This window comes from Citrobacter sp. wls716 (assembly GCF_005280975.1).
Taxonomy (GTDB): Bacteria; Pseudomonadota; Gammaproteobacteria; order Enterobacterales; family Enterobacteriaceae; genus Citrobacter; species Citrobacter youngae.
In genome coordinates this window covers 197,882-213,104 of record NZ_SZWX01000057.1, presented here as the reverse complement: position 1 = coordinate 213,104, position 15,223 = coordinate 197,882, and the positions used below count along the sequence as shown (strand labels likewise).

Below are 15,223 nucleotides of genomic sequence, written 5' to 3'. Positions count from 1 at the left end.
AAACCATGAGCCAGCAAGTCATTATTTTCGATACCACCTTACGCGATGGTGAACAGGCGTTACAGGCAAGCCTGAGTGTGAAAGAAAAACTGCAGATAGCTCTGGCCCTCGAGCGTATGGGCGTTGACGTGATGGAAGTGGGTTTCCCGGTCTCTTCTCCAGGTGACTTTGAGTCCGTACAAACCATCGCTCGTCAGGTTAAGAACAGCCGCGTGTGTGCCTTAGCACGCTGCGTAGAAAAAGATATCGACGTTGCCGCGGAATCGCTGAAGGTCGCTGAGGCTTTCCGCATTCATACCTTTATCGCCACCTCGCCGATGCATATCGCGACGAAATTACGCAGCACGCTGGATGAAGTGATCGAACGAGCAATCTATATGGTTAAGCGTGCGCGTAATTATACAGATGACGTGGAGTTCTCATGTGAAGATGCGGGACGTACTCCTATCGCCGATCTGGCCCGCGTGGTCGAAGCCGCCATTAACGCCGGTGCCAAAACCATCAATATCCCTGATACCGTCGGTTACACCATGCCATTTGAGTTTGGTGGAATCATTTCTGGCCTGTATGAACGCGTACCGAATATCGATAAAGCCATCATCTCCGTGCACACCCATGATGATTTAGGTCTGGGCGTTGGCAACGCGCTGGCGGCCGTTCACGCCGGTGCTCGCCAGGTGGAAGGCGCAATGAACGGTATCGGCGAACGCGCCGGTAACTGCTCACTGGAAGAAGTGATCATGGCGATCAAAGTACGCAAAGATATTCTGAACGTACAGACCCGCATTAATCACCAGGAAATTTGGCGTACCAGTCAGTTAGTCAGCCAAATCTGCAACATGCCTATCCCGGCCAACAAAGCGATTGTCGGTAGCGGCGCGTTTGCCCACTCTTCCGGTATCCATCAGGACGGTGTGCTGAAAAATCGTGAAAACTACGAAATCATGACGCCTGAATCCATCGGCCTGAACCAGGTACAGTTAAACCTGACCTCCCGTTCCGGACGCGCTGCGGTAAAACACCGTATGGACGAGATGGGATATAAAGAAAATGAATACAACCTGGACAACCTGTACGACGCCTTCCTGAAACTGGCGGATAAAAAAGGTCAGGTATTTGATTACGACCTGGAAGCACTGGCCTTTATTAACAAACAGCAAGAAGAGCCAGAGCATTTCCGTCTGGATTACTTCAGCGTGCAGTCCGGCTCAAATGACATCGCCACCGCCTCCGTCAAGCTGGCCTGCGGTGAAGAAGTGAAAGCCGAAGCGGCGAACGGTAACGGCCCGGTCGATGCCATTTATCAGGCCATCAACCGTGTTACCGAATACAACATTGAACTGGTGAAATACAGCCTGACCGCCAAAGGGCACGGTAAAGATGCGCTGGGTCAGGTGGATATCGTCGCCAACTATAACGGTCGCCGCTTCCACGGCGTCGGTCTGGCGACAGATATCGTCGAATCTTCCGCTAAAGCAATGGTTCATGTGCTGAACAACATCTGGCGCGCCGAAGAAGTCGAAAAAGAATTGCAACGCAAAGCTCAGAACAACGAGAACAACAAGGAAACCGTGTGATGTCGAAGAATTATCATATTGCTGTTTTGCCGGGTGACGGTATTGGCCCGGAAGTGATGGCGCAAGCCTTGAAGGTACTGGACGCAATCCGCAACCGTTTTAACATGCGCATTACCACCAGCCACTACGATGTGGGTGGTGCGGCCATTGATAACCACGGCCAGCCGCTGCCGCCTGCGACGGTTGAAGGCTGTGAGCAAGCTGACGCCATTTTGTTTGGCTCCGTTGGCGGCCCGAAATGGGAACATCTGCCGCCTAACCAGCAACCCGAGCGTGGTGCGCTGCTGCCGTTGCGTAAGCACTTCAAATTATTCAGTAACCTGCGTCCGGCGAAGTTGTACCAGGGGCTGGAAGCCTTTTGCCCGCTGCGCGCCGACATTGCAGCTAACGGTTTCGACATCCTGTGCGTACGTGAACTGACCGGCGGGATCTACTTCGGTCAGCCAAAAGGCCGCGAAGGCAGCGGACAACATGAAAAAGCGTTTGATACCGAGGTTTATCACCGTTTCGAGATCGAACGTATTGCGCGTATCGCGTTTGAATCCGCTCGCCAGCGTCGCCGTAAAGTCACATCGATTGATAAAGCGAACGTACTGCAAACATCGATTCTGTGGCGCGAAATCGTCAATGAAATTGCGAATGAATATCCGGACGTTGAACTGGCGCATATGTACATCGACAACGCGACGATGCAATTGATCAAAGATCCTTCCCAGTTCGACGTGTTGCTGTGCTCTAACCTGTTTGGCGACATTCTGTCTGACGAATGCGCCATGATCACGGGCTCAATGGGGATGTTGCCGTCTGCCAGCCTGAATGAGCAGGGTTTTGGCCTGTACGAGCCCGCTGGCGGTTCTGCACCTGATATCGCAGGGAAGAATATTGCCAATCCTATCGCCCAAATTCTGTCACTGGCGCTGCTGTTGCGTTACAGCCTGGATGCCAATGATGCGGCAACCGCCATTGAGAGCGCCATCAACCGCGCATTAGAAGAAGGCATTCGCACCGGTGACTTAGCCCGTGGCGCTGCCGCAGTCGGTACCGATGAAATGGGTGACATTATTGCCCGTTATGTCGCAGAAGGGGTGTAATCATGGCCAAAACGTTATACGAAAAATTGTTTGATGCGCACGTCGTCTTTGAGGCGCAAAACGAAACCCCGCTGTTGTATATCGACAGACATCTGGTGCATGAAGTGACCTCTCCGCAGGCGTTTGATGGGCTGCGCGCGCATGGACGTCAAGTGCGCCAGCCAGGCAAAACCTTTGCCACCATGGACCACAACGTCTCCACGCAGACCAAAGACATTAACGCTTCCGGCGAGATGGCGCGTATTCAGATGCAGGAATTGATCAAAAACTGTAATGAATTTGGCGTCGAACTGTACGACCTGAATCATCCGTATCAGGGGATCGTCCACGTAATGGGGCCTGAACAAGGCGTGACGTTGCCGGGTATGACCATCGTCTGCGGCGACTCCCACACCGCCACCCACGGCGCGTTCGGCGCGTTGGCCTTTGGTATTGGCACCTCTGAAGTTGAACACGTGCTGGCGACGCAGACCCTGAAACAAGGGCGCGCCAAAACCATGAAGATTGAAGTCAACGGCAAAGCAGCCCCTGGTATTACCGCCAAAGATATCGTGCTGGCGATTATCGGTAAAACCGGTAGCGCGGGCGGCACCGGGCACGTGGTTGAGTTTTGCGGCGAAGCCATTCGCGAACTGAGCATGGAAGGCCGTATGACCCTGTGTAACATGGCCATTGAAATGGGTGCCAAAGCGGGTCTGGTCGCACCGGATGAAACCACCTTTAACTATGTGCAAGGGCGTTTACACGCACCGAAAGGCGAAGATTTTACCCACGCGGTTGAGTACTGGAAAACGCTGAAAACCGACGATGGAGCCACCTTTGATACCGTCGTCACCCTGCAGGCAGAAGAGATCGCGCCGCAAGTCACCTGGGGAACGAACCCGGGTCAGGTCATCTCGGTAAACGATAATATTCCCGACCCAGCATCATTTACCGATCCGGTGGAACGCGCATCGGCTGAGAAAGCGTTGGCTTACATGGGATTAAAACCGGGCATTCCGTTAACAGAAGTTGCTATCGATAAAGTGTTCATCGGTTCCTGCACCAACTCGCGTATTGAAGATTTACGCGCCGCAGCGGAAATCGCCAAAGGCCGTAAAGTCGCACCGGGCGTACAGGCGCTGGTGGTGCCGGGTTCTGGTCCGGTGAAAGCGCAAGCGGAAGCAGAAGGTCTGGATAAGATTTTTATCGAAGCAGGATTCGAATGGCGTTTACCGGGCTGTTCGATGTGTCTGGCGATGAACAATGACCGCCTGAATCCGGGTGAGCGCTGTGCCTCCACCAGCAACCGTAACTTTGAAGGCCGTCAGGGCCGTGGTGGTCGCACGCATTTAGTCAGCCCGGCCATGGCCGCCGCTGCCGCCGTTACTGGTCATTTTGCCGACATTCGCAGCATCAAATAAGGAAACTACCATGGCAGAGAAATTTACCCAGCATACCGGCCTGGTTGTCCCACTGGATGCGGCCAACGTTGATACCGACGCCATTATTCCCAAACAGTTTTTGCAGAAGGTGACGCGTACCGGTTTTGGCGCTCATCTGTTCAACGACTGGCGTTTTCTGGACGAAAAAGGTCAACAGCCTAATCCTGAGTTCGTGCTGAACTTCCCGGAATATAAAGGTGCGTCAATTCTGCTCGCGCGGGAAAACTTTGGCTGCGGCTCTTCTCGCGAACATGCGCCGTGGGCGCTGACCGATTACGGTTTTAAAGTGGTGATCGCCCCAAGCTTCGCCGACATCTTCTACGGTAACAGCTTCAATAACCAACTGCTGCCGGTCACCCTGAGCGATGCGCAGGTGGATGAACTGTTTGCGCAGGTGTTAGCCAATCCAGGCATTAAATTTGAAGTGGATCTGGAAGCGCAGGTGGTGAAAGCGGGCGATAAGTCTTACAGCTTTAAAATCGACGACTTCCGCCGTCACTGCATGCTGAATGGTCTCGACAGCATCGGGCTGACGCTGCAGCATGAAGCGGCCATCACCGAGTACGAAAACGAGCAGCCAGTGTTTATGCGCTAGTCCTTGTTATGCCGGATGCGCTGCGCTTATCCGGCCTACATATGCGCTCCAATTGTAGGCCGGATAAGGCGTTTACGCCGCCATCCGGCACTTTATAAATCAAACATCCTTCACCCGCCCGGTCATCACCAACGTAACCACTGAAATCGCCGCGATTACCCAGTAAACGGCAAAATGTCCGTAACTTTGTGCAACAGCACCCTGAATCACCCCCGCCAGAATGACGCCGGTCGAAATACTGTTGGTAAATAATGTGGTCGCTGAACCCGCGCGTCCGGGCATCAGATCCTGAAACCACAGCATGCCTATCCCAGCGACAATACCGATGAATACGGCGTTAAACAGTTGCAATATAAGCAGAGCCGTATGGCTATGAAAGAAGATCAGCCCCAGATAAAACAGCACGCCGGCCGCCACGGCGACGATCATCATTCGCCGTTTACCAAAGTGTTTCACGTAGTAGCCCGCCAGAATCATCGCCGGAATTTCCAGCCCGGCAGCCGTCCCCATTAAAATGCCCGCCAGCTTATCGGGCAGCCCTAAATCCTGGCTAATCCACAGTGGCATATCAATGATGTACATGGTATTGCAGGTCCACATCAGCGTGGAGGCAATAAACAGCATACGCACATTTTTGTCCTGCCAACCGCCGGTTTGTTCCAGCGGCACGTCAACGGACTGCTCCACCCGAGCGACAGACGGCAGTATCAGCGCAATCAGCACCAGGCTAATGGCAAAAATCCCTGCGGCAATGGAAAACATCGCCGTAAAGCCGTAATTCAGCGCCAGCATGAAGGCCAGCGGCGGTCCGATCACCCAGGCCAGCGAAAGCTGCGCACGCATCACCGAACTAAACATCACTACTTCACGCGCGGAGTTATCCGCATATTCCCGCGCCAGCGCAAACAGCTGCGGCATGGCGGTATTCGCCAGCGAGGCCAGCAGCACACCGCAGGTGATCAACGTGAGATAATGGCGATTAAACGCAAACAGCAGCGCGTTGCCAATCGCCATCAGGCAGCAAAACATGATCAGCTTGCGCCGATCGCCCTGGCTGTCGGATCGTTTTGCAAGCCCGAGGCTAACCACGATCCCGGCAATCGCATTGACGGTGTAAAACAGCCCGACCCAAAATGGTTGCGCCCCGACTTCGCGGCTCAGGAACAGGCTCAGCGTGGGGGCCTGCAACGCCCCTGCCACGCCCATCATAAAAGCGACCAGCATAAATGCCGCGTAAACGCCGTTGAGGCGCCGTCCCATGGTCATAATCCAGAGCATTGTTATCCCTATTGGCTGGGCTGATACGAAAAAAGCCAGCAGAAAAAATCTGCTGGCGGGTGATTTTACACCAATACTCAGTCACACATGATGTCTGCAATGCGTAATTCAGAGGTCAGGCTGTCACCTCCCACTGCATCAGTTCTTCGAGCATCTTTAAGCGCTGCGGTGCGCTCAGGCAAGCCAACCAGGACGTTTTTTCCGTCGCGGTAAAGTACTTCAACCAGAATTGACGCATAGATGACCCCTTCGTTGTCTCATCGCTTCATCGGAATCTATTATTGGCTTAATATAGGGATAATAAAATTGCTGAGTTTTTCGCAGGAGTTCCCCTTTTATGTCTTCTGGTCGTTTGCAACAACAGTTCATCCGTCTGTGGCAATGCTGTGACGGCAAAACGCAAGACACCACGCTGAACGAGCTGGCAGAGCTGCTTAGCTGCTCGCGCCGCCATATGCGTACCCTGCTTAATACCATGCAGGAGCGCGGTTGGTTAACGTGGGAAGCCGAGGTTGGACGCGGTAAACGCTCACGCCTGACATTCCTCTACACCGGGCTGGCGCTCCAGCAGCAACGCGCAGAAGACCTGCTGGAACAGGATCGCATCGATCAACTGGTGCAACTGGTCGGTGACAAAACGGCCGTCCGGCAAATGCTGGTTTCCCACCTCGGCCGCAGCTTTCGTCAGGGTCGGCATATCATGCGCGTTCTCTATTATCGTCCCATGCGCAACCTGCTACCTGGTACGGCGCTACGCCGCTCCGAAACCCATATCGCCCGACAAATCTTCAGCGCCTTACTTCGCGTAAATGAGGAAAATGGGGAACTGGAAGCGGACATTGCCCATCACTGGCAGCAGATTTCACCTTTACACTGGCGATTCTTCCTGCGACCGGGGATCCATTTTCATCACGGTCGTGAGCTGGAGATGGACGATGTGATCACCTCATTGACCCGAATTAACACGTTGCCTCTGTACTCTCACATTACACAAATCGTCTCTCCCACGGCCTGGACGCTGGATATCCATCTGTCCCAGCCCGACCGTTGGCTTCCCTGGTTATTGGGGCAAGTCCCCGCCATGATCCTGCCGCGAGAATGGGAAACGCTGAATAACTTCTCCAGCCACCCGATTGGTACTGGCCCATATGCGGTGATGAGAAACACCAATAACCAGCTGAAAATTCACGCATTTGATGATTACTTTGGTTACCGGGCGCTGATCGACGAAGTGAACGTTTGGGTGTTACCTGACATCGGCGAAGAGCCAGGCGGCGGTTTGACGCTAAAAGGTCCCACAGAGGATGAAAAGGCGATTGAAAGTCGCCTCGAAGAAGGTTGCTACTACCTGCTGTTTGATGCACGATCCCACCGCGGCGCAAATCAGGAGGTCCGCGAGTGGGCTAGCCGCGTACTCTCGCCAACCCATTTAATTTGCCACGCCGACGAACAGTATCAGCGACTGTGGTTCCCCGCCTACGGCTTACTGCCTCGCTGGCATCACGCCAGACCCGGCCATGGCGAAAAACCAGCCGGGCTGGAAACGCTGACGCTCACTTACTATCGCGATCACATCGAACACCGGATTATCGCGCAGATCATGAAAACGCTGCTGGCTGCGCATCAGGTGCAGTTGACTATTCAGGAGATCGACTACGATCAATGGCATGCGGGAGAAATCGTCAGCGATATTTGGCTAAACAGCGCCAACTTTACCCTACCGCTGGACTTCTCGCTGTTCGCCCATTTGTGCGAAGTCCCGCTGCTGCAAAACTGTATCTCACGGGACTGGGAAAACGATGCGGCTCGCTGGCGAACGGGCGAAATGAGCCTGGCAGCATGGTGCCAACAGCTGCTCGCCACAAAGGCCATTGTGCCATTAATCCACCACTGGCTGATCATTCAGGGACAGCGCAGTATGCGCGGGTTACGCATGAATACCCTCGGCTGGTTTGATTTTAAATCGGCGTGGTTTGCTCCGCCGGATCCTTAATTGATGCTAAGCAACAAAATCATTACACTAACGCCGTTCTCAACGGGGTGCTAAATAAAAACATACACAGAATCATTCGATCTGCGTATGGGCTGAGAGATACCCGTCGAACCTGATCCGGATAATGCCGGCGAAGGGATTTGAGGCTTATCTCAAGTCCTTTGCCACCCAACTCTTGAGGTGCAAAGTGTTTAAAAAATATCTTCCGCTTTTACTGCTGTGCGCAGCGCCTGTCTTCGCCAAACCTGTACTGACCGTCTATACCTACGACTCGTTCGCGGCTGACTGGGGCCCGGGCCCGACAATCAAAAAAGCCTTTGAAGCTGACTGCAACTGTGAATTAAAACTGGTCGCGCTGGAAGATGGTGTTTCATTGCTTAACCGCCTGCGCATGGAAGGAAAAAACAGTAAAGCCGACGTTGTACTCGGTCTGGATAACAACCTTCTGGAAGCCGCCACACAAACCAAACTGTTTGCCAAAAGTGGTGTAGCAAACGACACCGTTAACGTACCCGGCGGCTGGAAAAACGATACCTTCGTTCCGTTTGACTACGGCTATTTCGCCTTCGTTTATGATAAGAACAAGCTGAAGAATCCGCCCAAAAGCCTGAAGGAACTGGTTGAAAGCGACCAAAAATGGCGCGTCATTTATCAGGATCCGCGCACCAGCACGCCGGGTCTGGGTCTGCTGCTATGGATGCAGAAAGTCTATGGCGATAAAGCGCCAGAGGCGTGGCAGAAACTGGCAGCCAAAACCGTCACCGTCACCAAGGGCTGGAGCGAAGCCTACGGCCTGTTCCTGAAAGGTGAAAGCGATCTGGTGCTCAGCTACACCACCTCTCCGGCCTATCACATCATCGCCGAGAAAAAAGACAACTACGCCGCCGCTAATTTTAGCGAAGGCCACTATTTGCAGGTGGAAGTCGCCGCGCGTACCGCGGCCAGCAAGCAGCCGGAACTGGCCGAGAAGTTCCTGAAGTTTATGGTGTCTCCGGCATTCCAGAATGCGATTCCGACCGGCAACTGGATGTATCCGGTGACGCAGGTCGCCCTGCCGTCAGGATTCGAGCAACTGACTAAGCCAGCCACCGCGCTGGAATTTACGCCGCAGCAGGTTGCAGCTCAACGCCAGGCATGGATTAGCGAATGGCAACGCGCCGTCAGCCGTTAATCCCCGGCTGGCTGGTTCCAGGGCTTTCAGCTGCCACATTGATGGTGGCTGTCGCGCTGGCCGCGTTTCTGGCGCTGTGGTTTAACGCCCCGCAGGGAGAATGGCTCTCACTGTGGCAAGATGACTACCTGTGGCACGTGGTGCGCTTTTCTTTCTGGCAGGCTTTTCTATCCGCTGTGCTGTCGGTTGTCCCGGCGATTTTCCTTGCCAGAGCGCTCTATCGTCGCCGTTTTCCAGGACGTCTGGCGCTGCTGCGTCTGTGCGCAATGACGTTAATCCTGCCGGTGCTGGTCGCGGTATTCGGCATTCTTAGCGTCTACGGACGCCAGGGCTGGCTGGCCTCACTCTGGCAAGTCTTCGGGCTGGAATGGACCTTTTCACCGTACGGTTTGCAGGGCATTCTGCTGGCGCACGTCTTTTTCAATCTGCCGATGGCCAGCCGTCTGCTGTTGCAGTCGCTGGAGAATATTCCCGGCGAACAGCGGCAGTTAGCCGCTCAGTTAGGTATGCGCGGCTGGCATTTCTTCCGTTTTGTTGAATGGCCGTGGCTGCGTCGTCAGATCCTGCCCGTCGCAGCACTCATCTTTATGCTGTGCTTCGCCAGCTTCGCCACCGTTTTATCGCTGGGCGGTGGGCCACAGGCCACCACCATCGAGCTGGCTATCTATCAGGCGCTGAATTTTGATTACGATCCCGCCCGCGCAGCCATGCTGGCGTTGATCCAGATGATTTGTTGTCTGGCACTGGTGCTGCTCAGCCAACGTTTGAGCCGCGCCATCGCCCCCGGCACCACGCTGGTTCAGGGCTGGCGGGATCCCGACGATCGTCTGCACAGCCGTCTGGCTGACTTAATTCTGATTGTTCTCGCTCTGTTGCTGTTGCTTCCGCCGTTGCTGGCGGTGATTGTCGATGGCTTAAACCGCCATGTACTGGATGTTCTTAGACAACCCGTACTGTGGCAGGCGCTGGGAACCTCGCTGCGCATTGCGCTGGCGGCAGGTGCGTTGTGCGTCATACTCACCATAATGCTGTTATGGAGTAGTCGTGAACTGCGTGCCCGACAACGGGCGCTGGCAGGACAAATGCTGGAGCTGAGCGGCATGATGATCCTCGCCATGCCGGGTATCGTGCTGGCAACCGGCTTCTTTCTGCTGCTCAATAACACTATTGGGCTTCCCGAATCTGCCGACGGCATTGTTATTTTTACCAATGCGCTGATGGCGATCCCTTATGCATTGAAGGTGCTGGAAAACCCAATGCGTGACGTCACTGCGCGTTACAGTATGTTGTGCCAGTCGTTAGGAATAGAGGGATGGTCGCGCCTGAAAGTGGTTGAACTGCGCGCCCTGAAGCGCCCACTGGCACAGGCGATGGCATTTGCCTGTGTGCTGTCGATTGGCGATTTTGGCGTAGTGGCGTTATTTGGCAATGAGGATTTCCGCACCCTGCCGTTTTATTTATATCAGCAGATTGGCTCTTATCGCAGTCAGGATGGTGCGGTTACGGCGTTATTACTGCTGATCCTGTGCTTTACGCTGTTTACCGTTATTGAGAAATTGCCGGGTCGAAATGTTAAAACTGATTGATATCACATGGCTTTATCACCATTTGCCCATGCGCTTTACGTTGTCGGTCGCGCGCGGTGAGCAGGTAGCGATACTCGGGCCAAGCGGCGCCGGGAAAAGTACGCTTCTGAATCTGATTGCCGGCTTTCTGACACCTGCCAGCGGCACGATGATGATTGCAGGTGAAGATCACACCACCACACCGCCCTCTCGTCGCCCGGTTTCGATGCTGTTTCAGGAAAACAACCTGTTCAGTCATCTGAACGTGCAGCAAAATATCGGCCTGGGCCTGAATCCAGGATTGAAGCTGAACGCACCGCAGCGGGAGAAAATGCTCCATATCGCCCGGCAAATGGGTCTTGATAACCTGCTGGACAGGCTTCCGGGCGAGCTTTCCGGCGGGCAGCGACAACGTGTGGCGCTGGCGCGTTGCCTGGTGCGCGAACAACCTATTTTGCTACTTGATGAACCGTTCTCTGCGCTTGACCCTGCGCTGCGCCAGGAGATGTTAACGCTGGTGGCTGAGGTCTGTCGCGAGAAGCAGCTGACGTTGCTGATGGTTTCGCACAGCGTAGAAGATGCGGCGCGCATTGCGACGCGTTCGATTGTGGTCGCCGACGGACGCATCGCCTGGCAGGGCGATACGGACGATCTGTTAAGCGGTAACGCCAGCGCCTCGGCGCTATTGGGCATTAAAGCATAATGCGTTGCCGGATAAGGCGAAGCCGCCATCCGGCAAAAGATTCGTTAGTAACCCACGACTTTACGCAGAATATCGATATACACCGGCATCAGTGGATGTCGCAGCAACGCCACCAACGCAACCACACCGATCCCGAGCGTCAACAGCGCCAGATACAGCAAACGGCTGCGGGGGAAATACGCGGTTAAGCGATCGACAGCCGCTTTGCCACTGCGCCATAGCCGCCAGCAAAACCAACCGCCTACCCACAACAGTAGCGCCGTCGCCAGCAGCAACCATTTGAAATCCCCACTCTGCATATCAGCAGGAATATCAATTGCCGCCCCCGCCAGGATCCCCGGCAGAAAATAGAACGGCGGCCACAACACGCAGCCGATGATATTGGGCACAATAAATTTCGCGACAGGCAGATCCAGCATGCCTGCTACCATCGGCACCAGCGGTCGCGTCGGGCCAACAAAGCGCCCTACCAAGATGGTAAACATGCTGTGCTGATGCAGCGCGTGCTCGGTTTTATCCAGCAATGCCTTGTTCTTTTTCATGAACGACCAACGGTGCAGCGGCTTTTTAAAACGCCAGCCCAGCCAGAAGGAGATCCAGTCTCCCAATAAGCAACCAATGATGCCCGCAAGCCAGGCATGCCAGAAGTTCAGTTCGCCACTGCCAATCAGCGCCCCCAGCCCGGCCATCATCACGGTACCGGGCAGGATCAGGCCAACCAGCGCCAGCGACTCCAGAAAGGCCACCAAAAGTACGGCGATCAGAGAGTACAGGGCGGACTGGAGAATAAAGTGTTCCAGCAATGCTTGCATAATGTGTCCGTCAGATTTACGAAGCAGGGATTCTGCTAACCCTTCTCAACTTCGTCAAGCCATCAATTGTCTGAATAGATTGCGAGTTATGACAACTTTCAGGACACATCATTCACTTTTTATTCACATCCGGCGCGAAACTCGCTCGGACTGGCACCGGTACATTTTTTGAAAACGCGCGAGAAATAGAGCTGGTCGTCGAAGCCAACATTGCGACCCACCGTAGCAATAGGCATACGGGTGGTACTTAGCAATAGCTTGGCCTGGCTGATACGCTGATCCTCGCGCCAGCTTAATACGCTGATGCCCAACTGTTGGCGGAACAGATGCGACAACCGGGACGGTGACAGGCAGACATGCTGCGCAACGCTGGCAATATCAAAATTACTGTCCGCCAGATGATCGCTGATGTACTGGCAGGCATCGCGCACACGATTGTCCATGGGTGGGTGCAGCGATTCATTAATGGCGTCCATACGTCTGAGCAATAATTGCTCCAGCAGGTTTATCGCCAACAGTTCGGAATAGCGCCCTTCCCCCTGTCCGGCATGAATGATCTGTCCAAACAGTTCGTTAAAATGCGGCTGGTGCGCTTCATCCGGGCGGAAAAAACCGGTCTGGGCAAAGATTGCCGGCCAGGCCAGCCACTCCTGCCAGTAGGCGCGCGGGCGAAAATAAACCCACTGGTGATACCACTCGCTGGCATCAGGATGGCGTCCGTAGTGGTGAATTTCTCCGGGAGGAAATAGCAAAATATCCCCAGGACGACAGACAAACTGCTGGCCCTGATTATTGATAACCCCCTCGCCACGGATGGTGAGATTGAGGATGTAGCCCTTCATCCCCAGCGGCCTGTCGATAAAAAAATCCAGGTATCCGTTCGCCTCAATGGGGGTTAATCCGGCCACCAAATGCGCGTTAAACGAATAGCCTGGCAGCAGGGGATCGTTTTGCGTTTCAGCCATAATTTCAATACTCCCTAGGTTCTGCCAAGAAACAATTTGTCCATATTATGCCAGACATCATCGCCGTCGCCGCTGCGGGCCGCTGTGTTTGCGGTAATGGACCATCAACCCCGCTTGTGAAAAGCACTTTGTAAAAAACATGTCCCAAGCCAACGTCAAAATCGGCTAACAAAAGTGTCTATAACTACGGCAGAAATGTCCACATTGATTATTTGCACGGCGTCACACTTTGTGATGCCACAGCATTTTAATCCATAAGATTAGCGGATCCTGCCTGACGGTTTTTATCCCTGGTCACTACTGTTTATCCATACCCGTATTTTTGGATGGAGTAAAACGATGGCGATTACAATTGGCCTCGATTTTGGTAGTGATTCAGTACGCGCGTTGGCAGTGGAATGCGCCACCGGTGAAGAAATCGCCACCAGCGTAGAGTGGTATCCACGTTGGCAGGAAGGGCAATATTGTGATGGCCCGAACAACCAGTTTCGCCATCATCCGCGCGACTATATTGAATCGATGGAAGCGGCGCTGAAAACCGTGCTGGCCGAACTGAGCGCTGAACAGCGTGCGGAAGTGGTCGGAATTGGCGTTGACAGTACCGGCTCAACCCCGGCCCCCATTGATGCAGACGGTAACGTACTGGCGCTGCGTCCGGAGTTCGCTGAAAACCCGAACGCCATGTTTGTCCTGTGGAAAGATCACACCTCAGTAGAAGAAGCGGAAGAAATTACCCGTCTGTGCCACACGCCGGGCAAGATCGATTACTCCCGCTATATCGGCGGTATTTATTCCAGCGAATGGTTCTGGGCCAAAATCCTGCATGTGACCCGCCAGGATGATGCGGTCGCAGAGGCTGCGGTTTCATGGATTGAGCTGTGCGACTGGGTTCCGGCCCTGCTCTCCAATACCGTACGCCCGCAGGATATTCGCCGCGGACGCTGCAGCGCCGGACACAAATCCCTGTGGCATGAAAGCTGGGGCGGTCTGCCGCCAGCCAGTTTCTTTGATGAGCTCGACCCCATCCTTAACCGCCATCTGCCATACCCAATGTTTACCGATACCGTCACGGCCGACCTGCCGGTTGGCACCCTGTGCGCCGAGTGGGCGCAGCGTCTGGGGCTACCGGAAAGCGTGGTGATTGCAGGCGGCGCTTTTGACTGCCATATGGGCGCAGTCGGCGCGGGCGCACAGCCCAATACGCTGGTAAAAGTCATCGGCACCTCAACCTGCGACATTCTGATTGCCGACAAACACAGCGTCGGCGAACGCGCGGTGAAAGGCATATGCGGCCAGGTTGATGGCAGCGTAGTGCCTGATTTTATTGGCCTTGAGGCGGGACAGTCTGCTTTCGGCGATATCTATGCCTGGTTTAGCCGCGTACTGAGCTGGCCGCTGGAGCAGCTTGCCGCGCAGCATCCGGAGCTGAAGACCCAGATTAAAGCCAGCCAAAAACAACTGTTGCCAGCGCTCACCGAAGCCTGGGCGAAAAATCCGTCGCTGGATCACCTGCCGGTGGTACTCGACTGGTTTAACGGTCGCCGTACGCCCAATGCCAACCAACGTTTGAAAGGGGTGATTACCGATCTCAATCTGGCCACCGACGCACCAGCGCTGTTCGGTGGGCTGATTGCCGCCACGGCCTTTGGCGCGCGCGCAATTCAGGAATGCTTCACCGAACAGGGCATTGCGGTTAATAACGTAATGGCGTTAGGTGGCATCGCCCGCAAAAACCCGGTCATCATGCAGACCTGCTGTGACGTGCTGAACCGTCCGCTACAAATCGTTGCTTCAGACCAGTGCTGCGCACTCGGTGCGGCTATCTTCGCCGCCGTAGCCGCTAAGGTCCACGCGGACATTCCCGCCGCCCAACAAAAAATGGCGAGCGCAGTAGAAAAGACGATGCAACCTCGCCCAGAACAGGCTCAACGTTTTGAACAGCTTTACCGCCGCTACCAGCAATGGGCAGTAAGCGCTGAACAACAATACCTTCCGACTGCCGCTCCGGCGCAACAAGCCCCGGTAAACCAGGCAACCCTGACACATTAA

At 54.6% G+C, this 15,223-nt stretch carries 13 protein-coding genes and 1 riboswitch; of the genes, 9 read left to right on the top strand and 4 right to left on the bottom strand.

Going from position 1 to position 15,223, the window contains the following annotated elements:
- The first annotated feature begins 5 nt into the window (after positions 1-5).
- Genes leuA through leuD form a run of 4 tightly spaced genes read left to right on the top strand, consistent with a single transcriptional unit; the run spans position 6 to position 4,687 of the window.
- Positions 6-1,577, top strand: coding sequence for a 2-isopropylmalate synthase (leuA, locus tag FDX24_RS22795; protein ID WP_048212702.1), 1,572 nt, complete (start codon positions 6-8; stop codon positions 1,575-1,577).
- A complete protein-coding gene (leuB, locus tag FDX24_RS22790; RefSeq protein ID WP_061067237.1) occupies positions 1,577-2,668 on the top strand; it encodes a 3-isopropylmalate dehydrogenase in 1,092 nt (363 codons plus the stop codon). Before leuA ends, leuB begins: the two co-directional genes overlap by 1 nt.
- Positions 2,669-2,670: 2 nt before the next feature.
- Positions 2,671-4,071 (top strand): 3-isopropylmalate dehydratase large subunit, encoded by a 1,401-nt coding sequence (leuC, locus tag FDX24_RS22785; RefSeq protein ID WP_061067236.1) that lies wholly within the window; start codon positions 2,671-2,673, stop codon positions 4,069-4,071.
- Between the two features lie 10 nt (positions 4,072-4,081).
- Positions 4,082-4,687, top strand: coding sequence for a 3-isopropylmalate dehydratase small subunit (leuD, locus tag FDX24_RS22780; RefSeq protein WP_124021843.1), 606 nt, complete (start codon positions 4,082-4,084; stop codon positions 4,685-4,687).
- Between the two features lie 99 nt (positions 4,688-4,786).
- Here leuD and FDX24_RS22775 read toward each other — a convergent pair whose 3' ends face one another.
- Both FDX24_RS22775 and sgrT read right to left on the bottom strand, forming a co-directional pair.
- On the bottom strand, positions 4,787-5,965 hold the full coding sequence (locus FDX24_RS22775) for a sugar efflux transporter (protein ID WP_048212706.1): 1,179 nt from the start codon (positions 5,963-5,965) through the stop codon (positions 4,787-4,789).
- Positions 5,966-6,080: 115 nt separating this feature from the next.
- Positions 6,081-6,203: a glucose uptake inhibitor SgrT gene (gene sgrT, locus FDX24_RS22770; RefSeq protein ID WP_048212707.1), complete on the bottom strand. Its 123-nt coding sequence runs from the start codon at positions 6,201-6,203 to the stop codon at positions 6,081-6,083.
- Between the two features lie 99 nt (positions 6,204-6,302).
- Between sgrT and sgrR the strand changes: the two genes are divergently transcribed.
- The 4 genes from sgrR (at position 6,303) to thiQ (ending at position 11,397) form a co-directional block, all read left to right on the top strand.
- Positions 6,303-7,958: an HTH-type transcriptional regulator SgrR gene (gene sgrR, locus FDX24_RS22765; protein ID WP_086523579.1), complete on the top strand. Its 1,656-nt coding sequence runs from the start codon at positions 6,303-6,305 to the stop codon at positions 7,956-7,958.
- A gap of 33 nt (positions 7,959-7,991) precedes the next feature.
- Positions 7,992-8,115, top strand: a riboswitch (TPP riboswitch).
- A 30-nt stretch (positions 8,116-8,145) separates the two neighbouring features.
- The gene (gene thiB, locus FDX24_RS22760) at positions 8,146-9,129 is read left to right on the top strand and encodes a thiamine ABC transporter substrate binding subunit (protein WP_124021841.1); all 984 of its coding nucleotides are present in this window, start codon (positions 8,146-8,148) and stop codon (positions 9,127-9,129) included.
- Positions 9,105-10,715: a thiamine/thiamine pyrophosphate ABC transporter permease ThiP gene (thiP, locus tag FDX24_RS22755; RefSeq protein WP_137364988.1), complete on the top strand. Its 1,611-nt coding sequence runs from the start codon at positions 9,105-9,107 to the stop codon at positions 10,713-10,715. The genes thiB and thiP overlap by 25 nt, the downstream gene beginning before the upstream one ends.
- A complete protein-coding gene (gene thiQ, locus FDX24_RS22750) occupies positions 10,699-11,397 on the top strand; it encodes a thiamine ABC transporter ATP-binding protein ThiQ (protein ID WP_137364987.1) in 699 nt (232 codons plus the stop codon). The genes thiP and thiQ overlap by 17 nt, the downstream gene beginning before the upstream one ends.
- 44 nt (positions 11,398-11,441) lie before the next feature.
- Here the strand turns inward: thiQ and FDX24_RS22745 are convergent, their stop codons facing one another.
- A complete protein-coding gene (locus FDX24_RS22745; RefSeq protein ID WP_137364986.1) occupies positions 11,442-12,209 on the bottom strand; it encodes a DedA family protein in 768 nt (255 codons plus the stop codon).
- Positions 12,210-12,328: 119 nt separating this feature from the next.
- Positions 12,329-13,174 (bottom strand): arabinose operon transcriptional regulator AraC, encoded by an 846-nt coding sequence (araC, locus tag FDX24_RS22740; protein WP_048212712.1) that lies wholly within the window; start codon positions 13,172-13,174, stop codon positions 12,329-12,331.
- A gap of 339 nt (positions 13,175-13,513) precedes the next feature.
- Here araC and araB point away from each other — a divergent pair, with 339 nt between their 5' ends.
- The gene (gene araB / locus FDX24_RS22735; protein ID WP_137364985.1) at positions 13,514-15,223 is read left to right on the top strand and encodes a ribulokinase; all 1,710 of its coding nucleotides are present in this window, start codon (positions 13,514-13,516) and stop codon (positions 15,221-15,223) included.

Bases quoted from the DNA above. Each gene is read 5' to 3' on its own strand.
- leuA (WP_048212702.1), top strand. From the start codon at position 6: ATGAGCCAGCAAGTCATTATTTTCGATACCACCTTACGCGATGGTGAA.
- leuB (WP_061067237.1), top strand. From the start codon at position 1,577: ATGTCGAAGAATTATCATATTGCTGTTTTGCCGGGTGACGGTATTGGC.
- leuC (WP_061067236.1), top strand. From the start codon at position 2,671: ATGGCCAAAACGTTATACGAAAAATTGTTTGATGCGCACGTCGTCTTT.
- leuD (WP_124021843.1), top strand. From the start codon at position 4,082: ATGGCAGAGAAATTTACCCAGCATACCGGCCTGGTTGTCCCACTGGAT.
- FDX24_RS22775 (WP_048212706.1), bottom strand. From the start codon at position 5,965: ATGCTCTGGATTATGACCATGGGACGGCGCCTCAACGGCGTTTACGCG.
- sgrT (WP_048212707.1), bottom strand. From the start codon at position 6,203: ATGCGTCAATTCTGGTTGAAGTACTTTACCGCGACGGAAAAAACGTCC.
- sgrR (WP_086523579.1), top strand. From the start codon at position 6,303: ATGTCTTCTGGTCGTTTGCAACAACAGTTCATCCGTCTGTGGCAATGC.
- thiP (WP_137364988.1), top strand. From the start codon at position 9,105: ATGGCAACGCGCCGTCAGCCGTTAATCCCCGGCTGGCTGGTTCCAGGG.
- thiQ (WP_137364987.1), top strand. From the start codon at position 10,699: ATGTTAAAACTGATTGATATCACATGGCTTTATCACCATTTGCCCATG.
- FDX24_RS22745 (WP_137364986.1), bottom strand. From the start codon at position 12,209: ATGCAAGCATTGCTGGAACACTTTATTCTCCAGTCCGCCCTGTACTCT.
- araC (WP_048212712.1), bottom strand. From the start codon at position 13,174: ATGGCTGAAACGCAAAACGATCCCCTGCTGCCAGGCTATTCGTTTAAC.
- araB (WP_137364985.1), top strand. From the start codon at position 13,514: ATGGCGATTACAATTGGCCTCGATTTTGGTAGTGATTCAGTACGCGCG.